The 15,312-nt window shown below is 61.5% G+C and carries 16 protein-coding genes and 1 tRNA gene; 9 read left to right on the top strand and 8 right to left on the bottom strand.

The window, feature by feature from the left end; all coding sequences use genetic code 11:
- Positions 1-181 precede the first annotated feature (181 nt).
- From GO014_RS15200 to GO014_RS15185, 4 genes are all read left to right on the top strand, one after another.
- Positions 182-688, top strand: a complete 507-nt coding sequence (locus tag GO014_RS15200; protein ID WP_157291145.1) for a hypothetical protein — start codon at positions 182-184, stop codon at positions 686-688.
- 101 nt (positions 689-789) lie between these two features.
- Positions 790-3,006 (top strand): mechanosensitive ion channel domain-containing protein, encoded by a 2,217-nt coding sequence (locus GO014_RS15195; protein ID WP_179952984.1) that lies wholly within the window; start codon positions 790-792, stop codon positions 3,004-3,006.
- A 131-nt stretch (positions 3,007-3,137) separates the two neighbouring features.
- Positions 3,138-4,343: a lytic murein transglycosylase gene (locus GO014_RS15190; RefSeq protein ID WP_157291143.1), complete on the top strand. Its 1,206-nt coding sequence runs from the start codon at positions 3,138-3,140 to the stop codon at positions 4,341-4,343.
- A gap of 178 nt (positions 4,344-4,521) precedes the next feature.
- Entirely contained in the window at positions 4,522-5,520 is a 999-nt protein-coding gene (locus GO014_RS15185) for an alpha/beta hydrolase (protein ID WP_246204655.1), read from the top strand.
- Between the two features lie 454 nt (positions 5,521-5,974).
- Here the strand turns inward: GO014_RS15185 and GO014_RS15180 are convergent, their stop codons facing one another.
- On the bottom strand, positions 5,975-6,940 hold the full coding sequence (locus tag GO014_RS15180) for a LysR family transcriptional regulator (RefSeq protein WP_157291142.1): 966 nt from the start codon (positions 6,938-6,940) through the stop codon (positions 5,975-5,977).
- A 107-nt stretch (positions 6,941-7,047) separates the two neighbouring features.
- Between GO014_RS15180 and GO014_RS15175 the strand changes: the two genes are divergently transcribed.
- Positions 7,048-7,515 (top strand): cupin domain-containing protein, encoded by a 468-nt coding sequence (locus tag GO014_RS15175; RefSeq protein ID WP_157291141.1) that lies wholly within the window; start codon positions 7,048-7,050, stop codon positions 7,513-7,515.
- A gap of 5 nt (positions 7,516-7,520) precedes the next feature.
- Complete coding sequence (locus GO014_RS15170) at positions 7,521-8,321, top strand: glutathione S-transferase family protein (RefSeq protein WP_157291140.1); 801 nt, start codon at positions 7,521-7,523, stop codon at positions 8,319-8,321.
- Between the two features lie 80 nt (positions 8,322-8,401).
- On the opposite strand, the gene GO014_RS15165 is transcribed toward GO014_RS15170, so the two are convergent.
- Positions 8,402-8,827 carry an OsmC family protein gene (locus tag GO014_RS15165; protein WP_157291139.1) on the bottom strand — a complete coding sequence of 142 codons (426 nt, stop codon included), beginning with the start codon at positions 8,825-8,827 and terminating at the stop codon, positions 8,402-8,404.
- Between the two features lie 121 nt (positions 8,828-8,948).
- On the opposite strand from GO014_RS15165, the gene GO014_RS15160 reads away from it, so the two are divergent.
- Positions 8,949-9,560 (top strand): nucleotidyltransferase family protein, encoded by a 612-nt coding sequence (locus GO014_RS15160; protein WP_157291138.1) that lies wholly within the window; start codon positions 8,949-8,951, stop codon positions 9,558-9,560.
- 39 nt (positions 9,561-9,599) lie between these two features.
- Here the strand turns inward: GO014_RS15160 and GO014_RS15155 are convergent, their stop codons facing one another.
- The 3 genes from GO014_RS15155 to GO014_RS19245 all read right to left on the bottom strand — a co-directional run bounded on the left by GO014_RS15155 (position 9,600) and on the right by GO014_RS19245 (position 10,861).
- Entirely contained in the window at positions 9,600-10,013 is a 414-nt protein-coding gene (locus GO014_RS15155) for a VOC family protein (RefSeq protein ID WP_157291137.1), read from the bottom strand.
- Positions 10,014-10,098: 85 nt separating this feature from the next.
- Positions 10,099-10,584, bottom strand: a complete 486-nt coding sequence (bfr, locus tag GO014_RS15150) for a bacterioferritin (protein WP_116589857.1) — start codon at positions 10,582-10,584, stop codon at positions 10,099-10,101.
- Complete coding sequence (locus GO014_RS19245) at positions 10,550-10,861, bottom strand: (2Fe-2S)-binding protein (RefSeq protein ID WP_104893008.1); 312 nt, start codon at positions 10,859-10,861, stop codon at positions 10,550-10,552. The genes bfr and GO014_RS19245 overlap by 35 nt, the downstream gene beginning before the upstream one ends.
- Positions 10,862-11,043: 182 nt before the next feature.
- Between GO014_RS19245 and GO014_RS15140 the strand changes: the two genes are divergently transcribed.
- Positions 11,044-11,901 (top strand): alpha/beta hydrolase, encoded by an 858-nt coding sequence (locus GO014_RS15140; RefSeq protein WP_157291135.1) that lies wholly within the window; start codon positions 11,044-11,046, stop codon positions 11,899-11,901.
- Here the strand turns inward: GO014_RS15140 and GO014_RS15135 are convergent.
- Both GO014_RS15135 and GO014_RS15130 read right to left on the bottom strand, forming a co-directional pair.
- The gene (locus GO014_RS15135) at positions 11,831-12,556 is read right to left on the bottom strand and encodes a DUF599 domain-containing protein (RefSeq protein ID WP_116589859.1); all 726 of its coding nucleotides are present in this window, start codon (positions 12,554-12,556) and stop codon (positions 11,831-11,833) included. The genes GO014_RS15140 and GO014_RS15135 overlap by 71 nt on opposite strands.
- 109 nt (positions 12,557-12,665) lie before the next feature.
- A complete protein-coding gene (locus GO014_RS15130) occupies positions 12,666-13,703 on the bottom strand; it encodes an aldo/keto reductase (protein WP_157291134.1) in 1,038 nt (345 codons plus the stop codon).
- A gap of 244 nt (positions 13,704-13,947) precedes the next feature.
- Here GO014_RS15130 and GO014_RS15125 point away from each other — a divergent pair.
- Positions 13,948-14,024: transfer RNA gene (locus GO014_RS15125), tRNA-Met, on the top strand.
- A 112-nt stretch (positions 14,025-14,136) separates the two neighbouring features.
- Here GO014_RS15125 and GO014_RS15120 read toward each other — a convergent pair.
- Entirely contained in the window at positions 14,137-15,258 is a 1,122-nt protein-coding gene (locus tag GO014_RS15120; RefSeq protein ID WP_104893012.1) for a 5-methyltetrahydropteroyltriglutamate--homocysteine S-methyltransferase, read from the bottom strand.
- Positions 15,259-15,312: the final 54 nt, after the last annotated feature.

Genomic DNA, 15,312 nt, shown 5'->3' with positions numbered 1-15,312 from the left:
CGCGCCAATGGTACTAAGTCTCAAGACTTGGGAGAGTAGGTCACTGCAAGGTCTGCAAAAAACACACACTCTCTTCACAAAACCAAAATCTCAAAACGCCCCCGCAATAAATCGCGGGGGCTTTGTCGTATTCAGAGCAAGCTGATCAAGAGCCCCTCGAACCCAGGCCCATAGGTGCAGCATGGACGAGATCGTGTTTTCCGCCGATTGCAGCAAGTGTTTTGGCCTTTGCTGCACGGCTCTGTCCTTTGAGCGCTCGAACCGGTTTGGACACGATAAGCTGGCCGGACAGCCATGCCAGTATCTGGCCGATGACTTTCGCTGCCGCATCCACGAGCGGCTGGAAGATCTAGGCTATGGCGGGTGTGACGCCTTCGACTGTCTGGGCGCCGGGCAGCGCGCCAGTGCAGCTTTTGCAACAGAGAACTGGCGGCGCGATACGGCGATTGCCCGGCGGCTTCATGCGCGGTTTTCGCAATTGCTGTTGCTGCAGGAAATGCGGCAGGCCCTGGTGACGGCGGCAAATCTGGATGTTCCGGCAGAACTGCATCAGCGTCGCCTGGGGTTGCTGCAGCGGGTGGGCGACGAGGCCGACAGCGATGACAAGGACGCTACTGGGGCGGCGCAGGCCGTTCTGGCTGATGGCAAGGCCTTCCTCAAGAGCCTAGCGGCAGTGCTTGCGGCTTAGTTGGGTTGGCTCACGCAAAGCGTGAGCAGTGGAGGGGTTGACCTTGTGGCCGCAAAGGCCATGCTGGCGCCAACAATCCTGCCAGCCAAATGAGCCGCATGTTGCTGATCCGTATTCTTTTTCTTTCCCTGCTTCTGGTCTTACCCGCTACTGCGCAAGACATCCTGACGGGTGGCTCAACCACGCCGGCTGAAGAGAGCGCCGACCCTGAGGCCAGCTCGGCCGCTGTCGATGACCTGATCCGTATTCTGGAAGACGACACCGCACGCGCCGCGTTGATCGAGCGGCTGCAGCAGGCTGCGCCAGAGGCCGAAGGGGCTCAGGCACAAGAAACGGTGGCGCCGGATATGAGCATTGCGCGACAATTGGCGGAATATACTCAGGGCATAGCCGAGGGGGCGTCGAACTCGGTGCGCTCGATCGGTTTAGCGCTTGGCAATCTGCAGGCGCTGTTTGATGGCACCATGAACGCCGATGGTGAGGCGCTGCGGCAGTTTGCGATCAATATCGGGCTGCTTATCGCGGCACTGTTCGGCAGCTTCTTCCTGCTCCGGTTGATCGCCAATGCCTTGGGTCGCATGATTGCCGCACGGGTGAGTGCCCGGGGCGTGGTCGCTCGCATTACCGGCTTGCTCGGGCTGGCAGTGATCGACGTCGCCAGTATTCTGCTTGCCTGGGGGCTGGGTTATGTTCTCGCGCTCAATTTTGGCACCACCTCGCGCGGCTTTATGGGGATCAATCAGTCGCTTCTGCTCAACGCCTTCCTGGTGGTCGAGTTGATCAAGTTGGGCGTGCGCATCGTGCTCGAACCCCGGTTTTCGGCGCTCCGTTTCCTGCCGGTCACGGAGGGGAATGCGGCATATTGGTCCTTCTGGAGCGCTCGGGTGATTTCGTTGCTCGGCTATGCCTTCATGTTCGTGGCCCCGATGCTGAGCGGGCTGGTATCGCGTCCGGTCGGTGGGGCGGTGGAAGTGCTGGCCATGGCCACAGCCGTGACCATAGGCATCATTATAACCCTGCAAAACAAGGATGATGTGCGTCAGTGGCTGGGTCAGATCAGCGAGCGGCGTGGCAATGACGGCTTTGGCCAAATGCTCGCGGCTATCGGCCGGTTCTGGCATCTTGTGGTGATTGCCTATCTTGTCGCGCTTCTGGTGGTGTGGTTCGCCAACCCCGAAACAGCGTTGCCCTTCATGATTGCCGCCACCATGCAGTCGGTGTTTGCGGTGCTGATCGGCTCGCTGGTGGTCGGTTTTATCAGTCGCTTTGTTTCCACCGGACTCAGCCTGCCCGACGACGTGCGCCAGCGCCTGCCGCTCCTTGAGTCACGGTTGAAATCCTTTGTGCCGGCAGTGATGCGGGTGGTGCGCTGGATCGTGATTGCAGCCGTGGTGATTGCCATCGGCCAGGCGTGGGCGCTGTTCGACTTCGCAAGCTGGATCGGCAGCGAGGAGGGACTGGCGGTTGCCGGTTCGGTGGTGTCGGCGGCGCTGATTCTGCTGGCCGCCATCGTGCTCTATGTGGTGGTCGCCTCCTGGGTGGAGTACCGGCTCAATGTCAATTTCGGCAAGGTGCCGACCTCGCGCGAAAAGACTCTGCTCAACCTGTTCAAGAATGCCTTTACCGTAGCGCTCGTGGTGTTCGGCGCCATGCTCGCCCTGGCCCAGATCGGGGTCAATATCGCCCCGCTGCTCGCCGGTGCCGGTGTGGTGGGTCTGGCCATCGGTTTTGGTGCCCAAAAGCTCGTGCAGGACATCATCACCGGCATCTTCATTCAGTTCGAGAACATCATGAATGAGGGCGACGTCGTGACCGTGGGCAGCTGGTCTGGTGTGGTGGAGAAGCTGACGATCCGGTCGGTGACCATTCGTGATCTCTCCGGGACGGTGCATCTGGTTCCCTTCTCTTCGGTCGAACAGGTCAGCAATATGATGCGGGGTTTCTCCTATCACCTGGCTGAGATTGGCGTGTCCTATGACAGCGATATCGAAGAGGTGAAAAGCGCCATGCATGAGGCGTTCGATCGCCTGATGCAGACCGAGCACAAGGACGAGATTCTCGACGACCTTGAAATGCATGGCGTTACCGGCTTCGGCGACTCGGCCATCATGGTGCGCGCGCGGATTAAGACCTTGCCCGGCACACAATGGGGCACCGGGCGGCGGTACAATCAGATCATCAAAGAGGTCTTTGATGAACGCGGGATCGAGATCCCCTATCCGCATGTCACCTATGTTCCCGCGGCGGGCGGTGGAGCGTCCAAGTCGCCACCGCCGGCCGGGCGCGTCGAGGACCAGCGTGAAGACAGCGCGGACTGACAGCGATGTGATCGCCGGAGCGGCTTTGCCTTAAGGTCATCTTAATCGGGTGCGTTAATGCTTTGATACGCGCGCCCGGCACGGCCGGTGCGTTCGTGACTTCCTGTTACCGCGTATGCACGAGGCCCGAGATGATCCGATCCGGTGGTTCTTCCAATTTTCTTCGCCTGCTGATGGGCGCTGTTCTGGCCGGACTGGCCTTGGCGGGGCCGGCCCAGGCCAATAGCGCCAGCTTCGTGCGCGATCTCTGGCCCGAGGCGGAACGGGCCGGGGTCAGCCGCCAGGCGTTTGAGGCCGCCTTTGCCAGCTACAATCCTATCCCCCAGGTGATTGAGCTGACGAAAAAGCAGCCCGAATTCACCCAGACCGTGCAGCAATATGTCGACAAGCGCGTCACCGCCGCTCAGGCTGCCAAGGGGCAGGCCATGCGCGGGGAATGGGCGCAGACGCTTGCCGGTGCCGAGCAGCGCTATGGGGTGCAGCCGGAAATCGTGCTCGCCATCTGGGGCATGGAAACCAATTTCGGCAGTTTCATGGGGGGCAACAATACCATTCACGCGCTCGCCACGCTGACCGAGAAGGGCTATCGCGCGAGCTTCTTCCGCTCCGAACTGGTCACGGCGTTGCGCATCGTCTCGGACGGGCATATCGCGCCCAACGCCATGGTTGGCTCCTGGGCTGGTGCAATGGGGCATACCCAGTTCATGCCTTCGAGCTTCATGCGCTATGCGGTCGATTATAATGGCGACGGGCGCAAGGATATCTGGAACTCGGTGCCCGATGCGCTTGGCTCGACCGCCAATTATCTCAAGAGCTTTGACTGGCGACCGGGCGAGACCTGGGGCTATGAGGTCAAGCTGCCACAGGGGTTCAATTTCGCGGCAGCGCGGGAGATGGGCAAGGCGCCTCTGAGCCAATGGCAGGCCATGGGTATCAGCCGCGCTTCGGGCAGCGCCTTTCCACGCCCCGGTGACATGGCGCGGCTCTATATGCCGGCAGGCGCCAGCGGCCCGGCCTTTTTGCTGCTGCCCAATTTCGACGTGATCAAGCGCTACAACAATTCGGACAGCTATGCCCTGGCCGTGGGCCATCTGGCCGACCGTATCCTGGGGGGCGGACCTTTCGTGACGCCCTGGCCTTCGGGTGACTATGCGCTGAGCAAGGCACAACGGGCCGAGGTGCAAGCGCTGCTCGGGCGGGCCGGATACAATGTCGGGACCGCCGACGGGGTGATCGGTCCCAAGACCCGGGCCGGGGTGATTGCTTATCAGCAGGCACGCGGCCTGCCCGCCGATGGCCATGTTTCGGGGCTGCTGCTGGAGCGGCTGAAACGTTGAGAATGGCGTTAACATTCTGTTAACGAACTGGGCGCAAAGTTTTCCAGCTTAAGTAGAGGGCAGGCCAGCGACCGGAGGACCGGCGCGCCTGCCCTCGCCCAGTTCTGCGCCACAATATCTCCGGTTTTCTGGCGCACACACCCTTCTTTGGCTTCCCAACAGACCTGATTGATTTTCGATGCCCTTGCTTCGCTCACTGCTTGCCGCCCTGACCATGGCCGTTCTGCTGCTGCCCCATGCCTCCCAGGCGGTTTCCGTCATGGATCCGTTCAATGTCCCGCTGGCCATGGATGGAGGCACCGCGAAGGTGGGCAATGGGATCGCCTATGCCGATGGGGCGCGGGCCAAGCTCGATGTCTACGCGCCCGAACAGCGGGGCGAGCCGGCGCCGGTGGTGTTCTTCATCTATGGCGGCGGCTGGAGCCGGGGCGAACGGGGAGAATATGAATTCGTCGGGCGGGCTCTGGCGTCGCGCGGCTTTGTCACCGTGATTGCCGATTACCGGCTCTATCCGGAGGTGCGGTATCCTGATTTTCTCGAGGATGGCGCGCGCGCGCTGCGCTGGGTGCAGGACAATATCGCCAATTATGGCGGCGATCCGAACCGGCTGTTCCTGGCCGGACATTCCGCCGGCGCCTATAATGCGGTGATGCAGGCGCTCGACCCCTCGTTCCGCGCCGAATATGGCGTCACCATGCCGATCCTGGCGGTTGCGGCGCTGTCGGGACCCTATGACTTCTACCCATTCGAGTATGGCGAAGTGCGCGATGTGTTCGGCCAAGCGCCCAATCCGCAGGGTACCCAACCGATCAATCTGATCACCGCCGAGGCGCCGCCGATGTATCTGGCCACCGGCACGACCGACCCGATCGTGCGGGTGCAGAACACCGAGCGGTTTGCCGAGCGGCTGCGGGCGCGGGGCGTCTGGGTGACCACGCAATATTACGAGGGCTTCGGGCATATGGAGCCGGTTTTGGCCATGGGCGCGATGTGGCGCTGGCGCATGCCGGTGCTGGACGATATGGTGGGCTTTTTCCAGCGCTTTGGCGCCTTCCCAAGTGGTGTGCCCTATTTGGCAGTAGCGCCGGAAGAGCCGCAAATGTTGCCCGACTCCATCGCGCCGATCGACCAGATTGTCAGCGAACTCAACGCCATGTTCCAGCCGATTGAGGATTAGGTCTTTGCCTGCGAGCCTGGCTGGCGCGAAACCGCCCCGGCGCGGCGGCATGCAAAAGCGCCGCCTCGCCTCTCGGCTATCGGTTGCACGGTAACGAACGGCCAGTAGCCCTTCCGAAACTAGGTAGAACGAGCCACTGGCCGTTCGTCACGGAAACACGGATTTTCCACGGGTCCGGATTCAGGCGGTACCGTTATTGCAGGTCCGGCTGCCGAGCTTCTACCCGCGTAAAGAGGCGCCCCTCTTCCCGGCCTCCCCGCCCGGCCCTGCGTCGGGGCCGCGTGTGTGGCGAGGATGGGGCAAGGATAGCGGAGGAATTGGGGTCGGGGATATCTTCGCTTAAGGGAGAAGATGCCGACCCCGTTCTGGCCGATTTGGCGAAGCGAGATCTGCGGCGCAAGCAGACACTGGGCAGGCCGGTCGGGGTGCGCCGGAGCGAATGGCCTGTCGGCGGTCAGGACATCTTCATTCCGTCTCGTTGGGCCAGTGCAAGATCTGGATCGAGTTTGGCAAGGATGGAGAATACGGCACTGCGAAGCCATCGGTGCTGTGGTGTCCGTTCGTCCCGTCTATGCCAGGCACCAATGATCAAGGGTGGGTCAATCGGCATGGGCGGCTCGAACCATGACAGCCGGTAGTGATCTCCCAACCGTTCCACCAGTTGTCGCGGAATGAGAGCAATAAGATCGCTTTCGCTCACCGCCCTGCAAACCCCGGAGAAAACTGGCACGGTTATCGCGACGGTGCGTGTTCGACCAACCTTGGCCAATGCTGCATCGCCCATGGCTTTCGTGTTGCCTTCGGGAGAGAACAGGACGTGTGGTAGCCGGCAGAACAGGTCCAGCGGGAAAACATCGCCCTGCTTGAGCCCCTCTATATGCGGGTTGCCCTGGCGGGCGATGGCGGCAAAGGGGGATCGGAACAGATCCTGGCGCGACACAAATTTGGGCAGGGGCGCATCCGGGATCAGAACCAAGTCGGCGCTGCTGCGCTCAAGGCTTTCAATATAGTTCTGGGGCACCAGATCAACCAGTTGAGCCCTGATGCCGGGCGCCCTGCCATGCAGCAGGTCTGCCAGTGCCGGCATGAGCATTTCGGCAAAAAAGTCGCTCGCTGCGATCTTGAAATTTCCCTCCGCCGTTGCCGGATCGAAGGTCGCCGGAGCCTGAAGCAGTTGCGCCAGGCCATCCAGCTGCTCGGCCAGGTCATGCCTGATCGTTTCGGCATAGGCAGTGGGCACCAGCCGGTTGCCGTGCCGGATCAGCAAGTCATCGTTCAGGGCGTGACGCAACCGGTTGAGGGCATTGGAGACTGCCGATTGCGAGATGCCGAGCCGGGCCCCCGCCCTGACGGTAGAGCCTTCGCGGAACAATGCGTCCAGAACACGGAGCAGATTGAGGTCAAGCGTGGCGAAATTCATGCTGGTGATATCCTCTATCGCAGATATCCGTTTGCCCTATGTAGTCCCGCCCAGTAGCCTTGAGTCAACGAAAGCGCTTTCGTTTCGGCCTGACACAGGAGGAAGCGATGTTGACAGAGGATCGGGTCGACCGGCCCGCACCCCACACGCCGGCACCGGAGACGGAATGGCTGGGCGTGACCTACAAGACCATCCTGAGCACGGCGGACACGCAAGGCGCGATGGCCATTGTCGATAGCGTGTCCCCGGTGGACAGCGGTCCCCCGTTGCACGTGCATCACGCCGAAGATGAAGTCTTCGTTATCCTGAGCGGAGCGTGCAGGGTATGGCTCGATGGGCAGGAAAGCGAAGTGCGCACTGGCCAGAGTGTCTTCATCCCGCGCGGCAAGGAGCACACTTTCAAGGTGATCGGGACCGAGCCATGCCGGCATCTGATCATTCTGACTCCAGGTGGATTTGAGGGCTTCTTCGCCGAGATGGGGCAGGGCCAATTCCAGATTCCCCAAGACATGCCGGCGGTCGAAGAATCCGCAGCACGGCACAACCTGACCTTTACCGGACCTCCCCTGGATTGAGCGCCATGTCCGACAGGCCCATAGTCTATCACATCCCCGTCTGCCCCTTTTCGCAACGGCTCGAAATCCTGCTGTCGCTGAGGGGGCAGACCAGCGCTGTCGATTTTCGGGTCGTCGACATTACTGTGCCTCGACCCGCGGATCTGCTGAGGAAAACCCGCGGGTCGACGACACTGCCAGTGCTTGAAACGCCGGATGGCCGGATCATCAAGGAGAGCCTGGTCATTCTGCGTTATCTCGATGAAACACTGGCCGGGACGCCATTGCGTCGGGAAGATCCCGTCGAACACGCCATTGAGTCCATGCTGATCGCCAAGGAAGGCGGCCTCACCAGCGCAGGCTATCTATTCCTTATGAACCAGGACGAAGAAAAGCGGGCTACCAAGCTCGAGACGCTGCTCGCGCAGTTTCGCGCGCTGGACGACTTTCTTGTCGAGCATTGTCCGGACAGCCGATTTCTATTCGACCGGTTCGGCCTGGCGGAGGCGGTCTTCGCTCCGATTTTCCAGCGTTTCTGGTTCCTGGATTACTATGAGGGATTTTCCCTGCCGGACGAGGCAGGCTATCGCCGGGTCAAGGCATGGTTGGACGCATGCAGGGACCATCCCGCCAGTCAGCAGGTCAGCGAAGAAGCCATCGTCAAGCTCTACTACGACTATGCTTTAGGCGCGGGAAATGGCGGCCTGGTCGCGGGAAGAGCGACATCCAGCTTCGCCTTCGAGCCGCGCTGGCAGGACCGCCCTTGGCCGCCGCGGTCAAAATATGGGAAAGCGGCAACCGACGCCGAGCTTGGCCTGGTCGGCTAGTAGCGCGGCGTCTGGTTGGCATGGCGCAGAATGCCCGGCTTACGACCGGGCCAACTGATCGGCGCAGCGCGCCTGCGCCCCTAGCCCAGTTTCGCCTCGAGGGTGATGTCGATGGCGCCCAGGGCTTTGGAGACGGGGCAATTGACCTTGGCTTTTTCGGCCAGTTCCTGGAATTTGGCCTCGTCAATGTCCGGCACGGTGCCGACCAGGGTCAATGCGCTGCCGGTGATGCCGGTGCCGGGGACGAGGGTGACCGCCGCCTCGACCTTGAGATTGGTCGCGGGGGTGCCGTTCTCGGCGAGAAAATGGGCCAGTTGCATGGCAAAGCATCCCGAATGGGCCGCCGCGATCAATTCTTCCGGATTTGTGCCCGACTGGCCGGTCTCGTCGACGAACCGCCCCTTATGGGTATAGGGCAGCGCCTGGAGCGCTCCGCTCAGGGTGTCCAGAGTGCCCGACCCCTCGGTCAGTGACTTCGTCCAGTTGGCGGTGGCCGTGCGCTTCATTGTGCTCTCCTCGAAATTGCATGCATGGGCTTCAACACGGGGCAAAGCCTAGCAGTTGCAATGGCGAAACTAAAGTTGCCATCGTGTTGGCCGTGGCGTGGATTCGGGGCAAGTTTTTGGCATGGCGCATCATCTTGAATATGCCGGGGCCGCGCCGGAAACGCAGCGGGACGTGCTGGTCGAGATCATTCGCGGCCAGCCGCATCTGATGGCAATTCTAAAAGGCATGGCTGCACTGGACCTGCCCGATCCGTTGCTGGGGTCGGGGGCGATCTACAATACGGTCTGGAATGTGCTGACCGGACGGCCGGTGCTCACGGGCATCAATGATGCCGACGTGGTCTATTTTGACGGAAGCGATCTCAGTTACGACGCTGAGGACAGGATGATCCGGCGTGTGGAGCATCACTTCCGCGACCTGCCGATCCCGGTTCAGGTGCGCAACCAGGCGCGGGTGCATTTGTGGTTTCCCGAGCGATTTGGCATGGCCTACCCGCAATTGCGCTCAAGCGCCGAGATGATGCGGTATTTTGCGACCAGAACGCATGCGGTGGCGGCGCGGCTTGAGCCGGGTGGCGAGCTTTCCATCCATGCGCCGTTTGGGCTTGATGATATGTTTTCATTTCGCGTGACGCCCAATCCGGCCCTGCCGAACCGGGAAACGCATGAGCGAAAGGCGGAGCGGGCCAAGGCCATCTGGCCCGAATTGCGCGTCGTGCCGTGGCCGACCTGACAGGCGTGCGTCTCCGCAAGGGCTGCGGAATAGAAAAGGTCAGGGCGTCGGTTCGATGACCACGGAAGGCGCGGAGCGGGTGTTGGGGCCGTGAAAGACTGCCTCGATATTGTTGCCGTCGGGGTCGAGGACGAAGCAGGCGTAATAGCCGGGATGATAATGGCGCGCGCCGGGCGCACCATTGTCGCGGCCGCCAGCGGCCAGGGCAGCCTTGTAGAAGGCGTCGACAGTGGCGCGGTCCCCGGCCTGGAAGGCCAGGTGAACGTGGCTGGGCGTGGCGCGGGCATCGAGCCTGTCGACAAACAACTCATCGACCTGGAACCAGCCTTCGCCGCGCGCGGTGATGGGGATGCCAAGAACCGCGAGGGTCTTCTCATAGAAATGGCGGGCGGCGGCGACATTGCGGGCGCGCAGATGCACGTGATCGATGAGCCGGCCGGTGTGAAATTGCATCAGGAGCTCCAGATGAAATGGGCAAAACAAAACCGCCCGGACAGTGCCCGAGCGGCTGGACGGGATCCGTCAGCAAAATTCCTGTTTACTCGGCTTCGTCGGCCGGTGCCGAATTGAGCTGGCCGTATTTTTCCGGGCCGATCTTGTCGAGCAATTCAAGCTGGGTTTCGAGAAAGTCGATATGGCCTTCCTCGTCGGCCAGCAGTTCCTCGAACAGGTTCTTGGAAACGTAATCGCCCAGTTGTTCGCAGAGTTCGCGACTGGCCTTGTAGGCGGCGCGGGCGTCATATTCGCCGGCGAGATCGGCTTCGAGCACTTCCTTGATGGTCTGGCCGATGCGCAGGGGCGCAACCCGCTGCAGGTTGGGGTGGCCTTCAAGGAAGATGATGCGCTCGATCAGCTTGTCGGCGTGGTGCATCTCTTCAATGGATTCGGCGCGTTCCTTGGACGCCAGGCGCTTATAGCCCCAATCGTCCAGCAGGCGGAAATGCACCCAATACTGGTTGACTGCGCCGAGCTCGAGGAAAAGGGCCTCGTTAAGCCGCTCGATGACTTGTGCTTCGCCTTTCACGACGTACTCCGTTCCGTTGCTTTTTGAGCTTTTCCAGCCCCGACTGGAGTTCGACCAGTTCGGCAGGCTGATGGGCTTGCTGTGCGTGATAATTTTCGGTGACGCGGACGATAATGTCCACCACATTCGGCACACAGCCGGAGCATTTCGCACGTCGATTGAGTTCTGCATAGACCTTTGCGGGCACGACAAGCTGCCATGGATCGGCCTTCAACAGGTCGAGCACGATATCCTCGATCTCTCTCGAGGTGATCATATTGCACTGGCAGACAAGCATGGCGGGGCCATATCAGGTTCTCAACGGGCGGGAATAAACGCCGCTCATTCCTGAATGTCAACGTCATAAATTGCTGCGCTGTTCAACTTTGACGGCGTATTGTCCGGTGCGAGGGTGAGACGAAACTCATTGCAGGCTGATGCGTAGTTAAAGATCACCGACCCAGGAGCAGTCCCATCCAATTGGCAGATATCATCAGCGCGCTGGTCCCCAAGGATGGCGCATCCCGGCGCGTTGCCCGCGGCCTGTCCTATGGTGCGGGGCCGCGCCGGAAGCTCGATCTTTACCGGCCGCGCCACCAAAGTGATGCGCCCTTGCCTATTATCGTGTTTTTCTATGGTGGCGCCTGGAACTCGGGCAGCCGCACCCATTATGGCTTTGCAGCGCGGGCCTTGGCGGCGATGGGGTATCTGGTGGTGGTACCAGACTATCGGTTGGTGCCGGAAATCGAGTATCCCGCATTTCTTGAAGATTGCGCGGCGGCGGTGGGCTGGGTCAGCGACAATGCTGCCAGTTATGGTGGTGACCCGGTGCGTCTGGTTCTGGCCGGGCATTCGGCCGGCGCCTATAATGCTGCCTGCCTGGCGCTTGATCCGCGCTGGCTGGCACCGGCTCAACGCGCGGCGGTCGTGGGCGTGATCGGGCTGTCCGGACCCTACGACTTCTATCCCTTTGACGGGCCGATTTCGCAGCGCGTGTTCGGGCAGGCCGATGATCCGCGCCAGACGCAGCCGATCCATCATGTCGGGCCCGATGCCGCGCCCAAACTGCTGATCACCGGTGGACGGGATGATCTGGTGCTGCCGCGCAACAGCGTCAATCTGAGTGCTGCGTTGGAGCGGGCCGGTGTGCACAGCAGTCTGCGGCTTTATCCGCGCCTCGGCCACGCGGGAACCCTCTTGTGCCTCAGCCTGCCCTTGCGCTGGATGGCGCCGGTCCTGGAAGATTGCCGCGCCTTTCTGGCGGACGTCACAAATCCCGGGACGGGGCCGGGCGATCCGAGCGCGGGGGAGTATCGCGCCGCAGCCGCGCGGCAATGAGCGCCGCAGAGGCGGCCGTGCGGTGCGCCGAAGAAAAGAATTCGCGATGCGCCAGGATCAGCACGGTGACCAGGCATGCGGCAATCGCCAGCCATTCGGAGACGAACCATGCGACGGTGGCGACGGAAAAATAATAGGCGCGGATACCGGAATTGAAATTGCGGGCGCCCAGCCCGTTCATCTGGGCGATGGCGTCGATTTCCTCTTCGGTGGCGTCTCGATCATGTTCGAGGGCGCCGAGCATGATGCAGAAATGGTTGAACTGGCGCAGCGACAGGGTGAAGGCGAAAAAGGCCATGACGAACATGGCGAGCATGACGCCGAGATGGATCTGTACGTCGAGCACCGAATAGGTGCGTTCGAGCGAGAGGGAATCGAGTGCCTGCATCAGGGTTGGGAGCTGGCCGAAGACGGCAAAGACTGCCAGTACCAGCAGAACCGAGGTGGAGGCCAGAAAGCTCACGGAGCCCATGATATTGCCCGACAGGATCGCGTCGAAGGGGCTTTCGCGCCGGGTGGCATTGGCGACCCAGCGGCGGCGCTGCATGTTCATGATCACGGACAGCGAGGGGCGCGCCCGCTCGATCAGCGGCACGATGATATTGTACGCCAGATAGGCCAGTAGCGGAAAAACCGAGGTGAAGAGGGTGGTCAAGGGCTGGCTCCGGCGCTGGGCTGATCGGGCTCGACTATAGCGACGCCACCAGTCTGCACCAGTCCGGGGAAAAGAAAATGGGCCGGACGGGCCGGCCCATTCGTTCCAATCAGACGGGGCGCGGGAAGCGCCGATAGGTGGCGTCGATATCGGCCAGTACTTCGGGCGACAGGGTTACATCAACCGCGCCAAGCACCTGGGTAAGCTGCTCGGTGCTGGTGGCCCCGATAATGGTCGAGGTGATGAAGGGCCGGGTGCGGCAGAAGGCAATGGCCATTTGCACCGGGTCGAGGCCATGGCGCGCTGCGACCTCGTGATAGGCATGGGTGGCGGCGTCGGACTGTTCGTTGAGGCGCCAAAACCCCTTCTGGTAATCCTTGCGGCTGCCCTTGGGGGTTGCGCCATCGAAATATTTGCCCGAAAGCATGCCGCCGGCCAGCGGCGAATAGGCCAGCAGGCCGACGTCTTCGTGATGGCTCAGTTCGGCCATGTCGTGATCGAAGATGCGGCGGATGAGGCTATATTCGTTCTGCACGGACACGGCGCGGGGCAGGCCCTTTTCCTCGGCCAGGCGCACCCATTGGGCCAGCCCCCAGGTGGTTTCGTTGGACAGGCCGAACTGGCGGATCTTGCCCTCACGGACCAGATCGCCCATGGCGCCGAGCACTTCTTCCATATTGGCCAGGGCGTCGGCCGTGTCCTGCTTTTCGGGGGCGTAGCGCCAGTAACTGTCGAAATTATAGTGGCCGCGGCTGGGCCAGTGGATCTGGTAGAGATCGACATAATCGGTCTTGAGGCGCTTGAGGCTCCCCTCGATCGCCTCGCGCACCGAGGCTGCGTCCGGACGGCGGCCATTGCGGATATGGGCATTGCCGCCGCCGACGATCTTGGTGGCCAGCACCCATTTGTCGCGGTCGCCATTGGCGGCAAACCAGTTGCCGATGATTTCCTCGGTGCGGCCGCTGGTCTCCGGGCTGCCGGGTACGGCATAAACTTCGGCGGTGTCCATGAAATTGATGCCGGCGTCGCGCGCCATGGCGATCTGGGCATGGCCCTCGGCCTCGGTGTTCTGGCTGCCCCAGGTCATGGTGCCCAGGCAGATATCGGTGACCGAAACGTCTGTGCGGCCGAGCTTTTTCAAGTTCATATGTGGTGTTCCCCGAGACCTTTGGCGTGAATCGCGGCGGACCCTAAACCAGGCGGCACTGGTATGGAAGCCGTTCAGCGGCATTTGCCGATGAATAGGCTTTTCCACAGGGCCAGGGACGGCAATCGGGCGTATTTCCGTGCGGCGTCAAAAAAGCGTCACGGAAAGCGCCGGAGGGGGTTGAGGTCTGCCGGTTCACCCCCTATATAGCCCTCACACCGCGCCGCAAGGCAGCGCTGTTTGACGCGGGATGGAGCAGCCCGGTAGCTCGTCAGGCTCATAACCTGAAGGTCGCAGGTTCAAATCCTGCTCCCGCAACCAAAGAACCCCAGTAACTCATCCGAGTTGCTGGGGTTTTCCTTTTGGAGCTTAGTAGGCGCGCGGTCAAAGGCGGCCCGCGTCGCTGCGACACGGGCCGGTTTGTCACAAGAGACTAGACTTTGCCCCAGATCGCTTCGGCGGTTTCGACCAGCAGGTCGAGCTTCCGGCGCTGGTCGTCCTGGGTCAGGTCATTGCCTTCCTCGGTCGAGGCGAAGCCGCATTGCGGGGCGATGCCGAGCTGGTCGAGATCGGCATATTTGCCCGCTTCATCGAACTTGCGCTTGAGATCGTCGAGCTTTTCGAGCTCGGGCGTCTTGGTGGTGATGAAGCCGGGCAGCACGCGCTTGGTGCCCTTGGGCAACAGGCGCAGCGGTTCGAGCCCGCCAGCGCGATCGGTGTCGTATTCCATGAAATAGATATCGACATCGGTCTGGTTGAAAATCGCGTCGGCCGCCGGGTCATAGGCGCCTTCGGCCACCCAGGTGGATTTGAAATTGCCCCGGCACATATGCATGCCGATCAGCATGTCGTCCGGCCGGTCGGCAATCGCGTCATGCATCATCTTGGCATAGCGCCCGATCAGCCAATCGGGGTCCTCACCATTGGCCTTGCGCTCGGCGCGGATTTTTGGGTCGCAGAGATAGGCAAAGAAGATGTCGTCCATCTGCAGATAACGGCAGCCGGCATCGTAAAAGGCCTTTACCGCGTCCTTGTAGGTGGCGGTGATGGCCTCGAAATAGGCCTCTGCGTCGTGCTTGTATTCAGTGACGGCGATGTCGTCATCGGCAATGCGGAAGTGAATGGCGCTGGGGCCAGGAATGGAGATTTTCGGCGTTACCTTGGTATTGGCGGCGACGAATTTGTAGTGCTCCAGCATGGGGTGGTCGGCGGGGAAGCTGAGCTTGTCGCTGATCACGGGGACGTCCTGCTTGGTATGGACGCCATGAAACTGGATGCCGCCACCTTCGCGCTGGATGATATCCAGGCCGTTGAGCATGCCCATGAAGTCGAAATGCCACCAGGCGCGGCGGAATTCGCCATCGGTGACCGCCTTGAGGCCGGCATCTTCCTGCATCCTGATGACATCGATGATCGCCTGATCCTCGATGGCAGCGAGCTCTTCGGCGCTGATGGACTTGTCCTCAAAGCGGGCCTTGCGGGCCTGCTTGATGCTGTCGGGGCGCAGGAACGAGCCGACGACATCGGCGTGGTAAGGCGGCTTTGCAACGGCCATGGGAGCTCCTCTCTAGGGTTCTTGATTTGCGTGCAGTGATGGCCGCTCGAACCG

This window comes from Devosia marina (assembly GCF_009758415.1).
Lineage (GTDB): Bacteria > Pseudomonadota > Alphaproteobacteria > Rhizobiales > Devosiaceae > Devosia > Devosia marina.
Note: the sequence above shows the minus strand (reverse complement) of the source record. Positions and strands in the feature narration are given on the sequence as shown.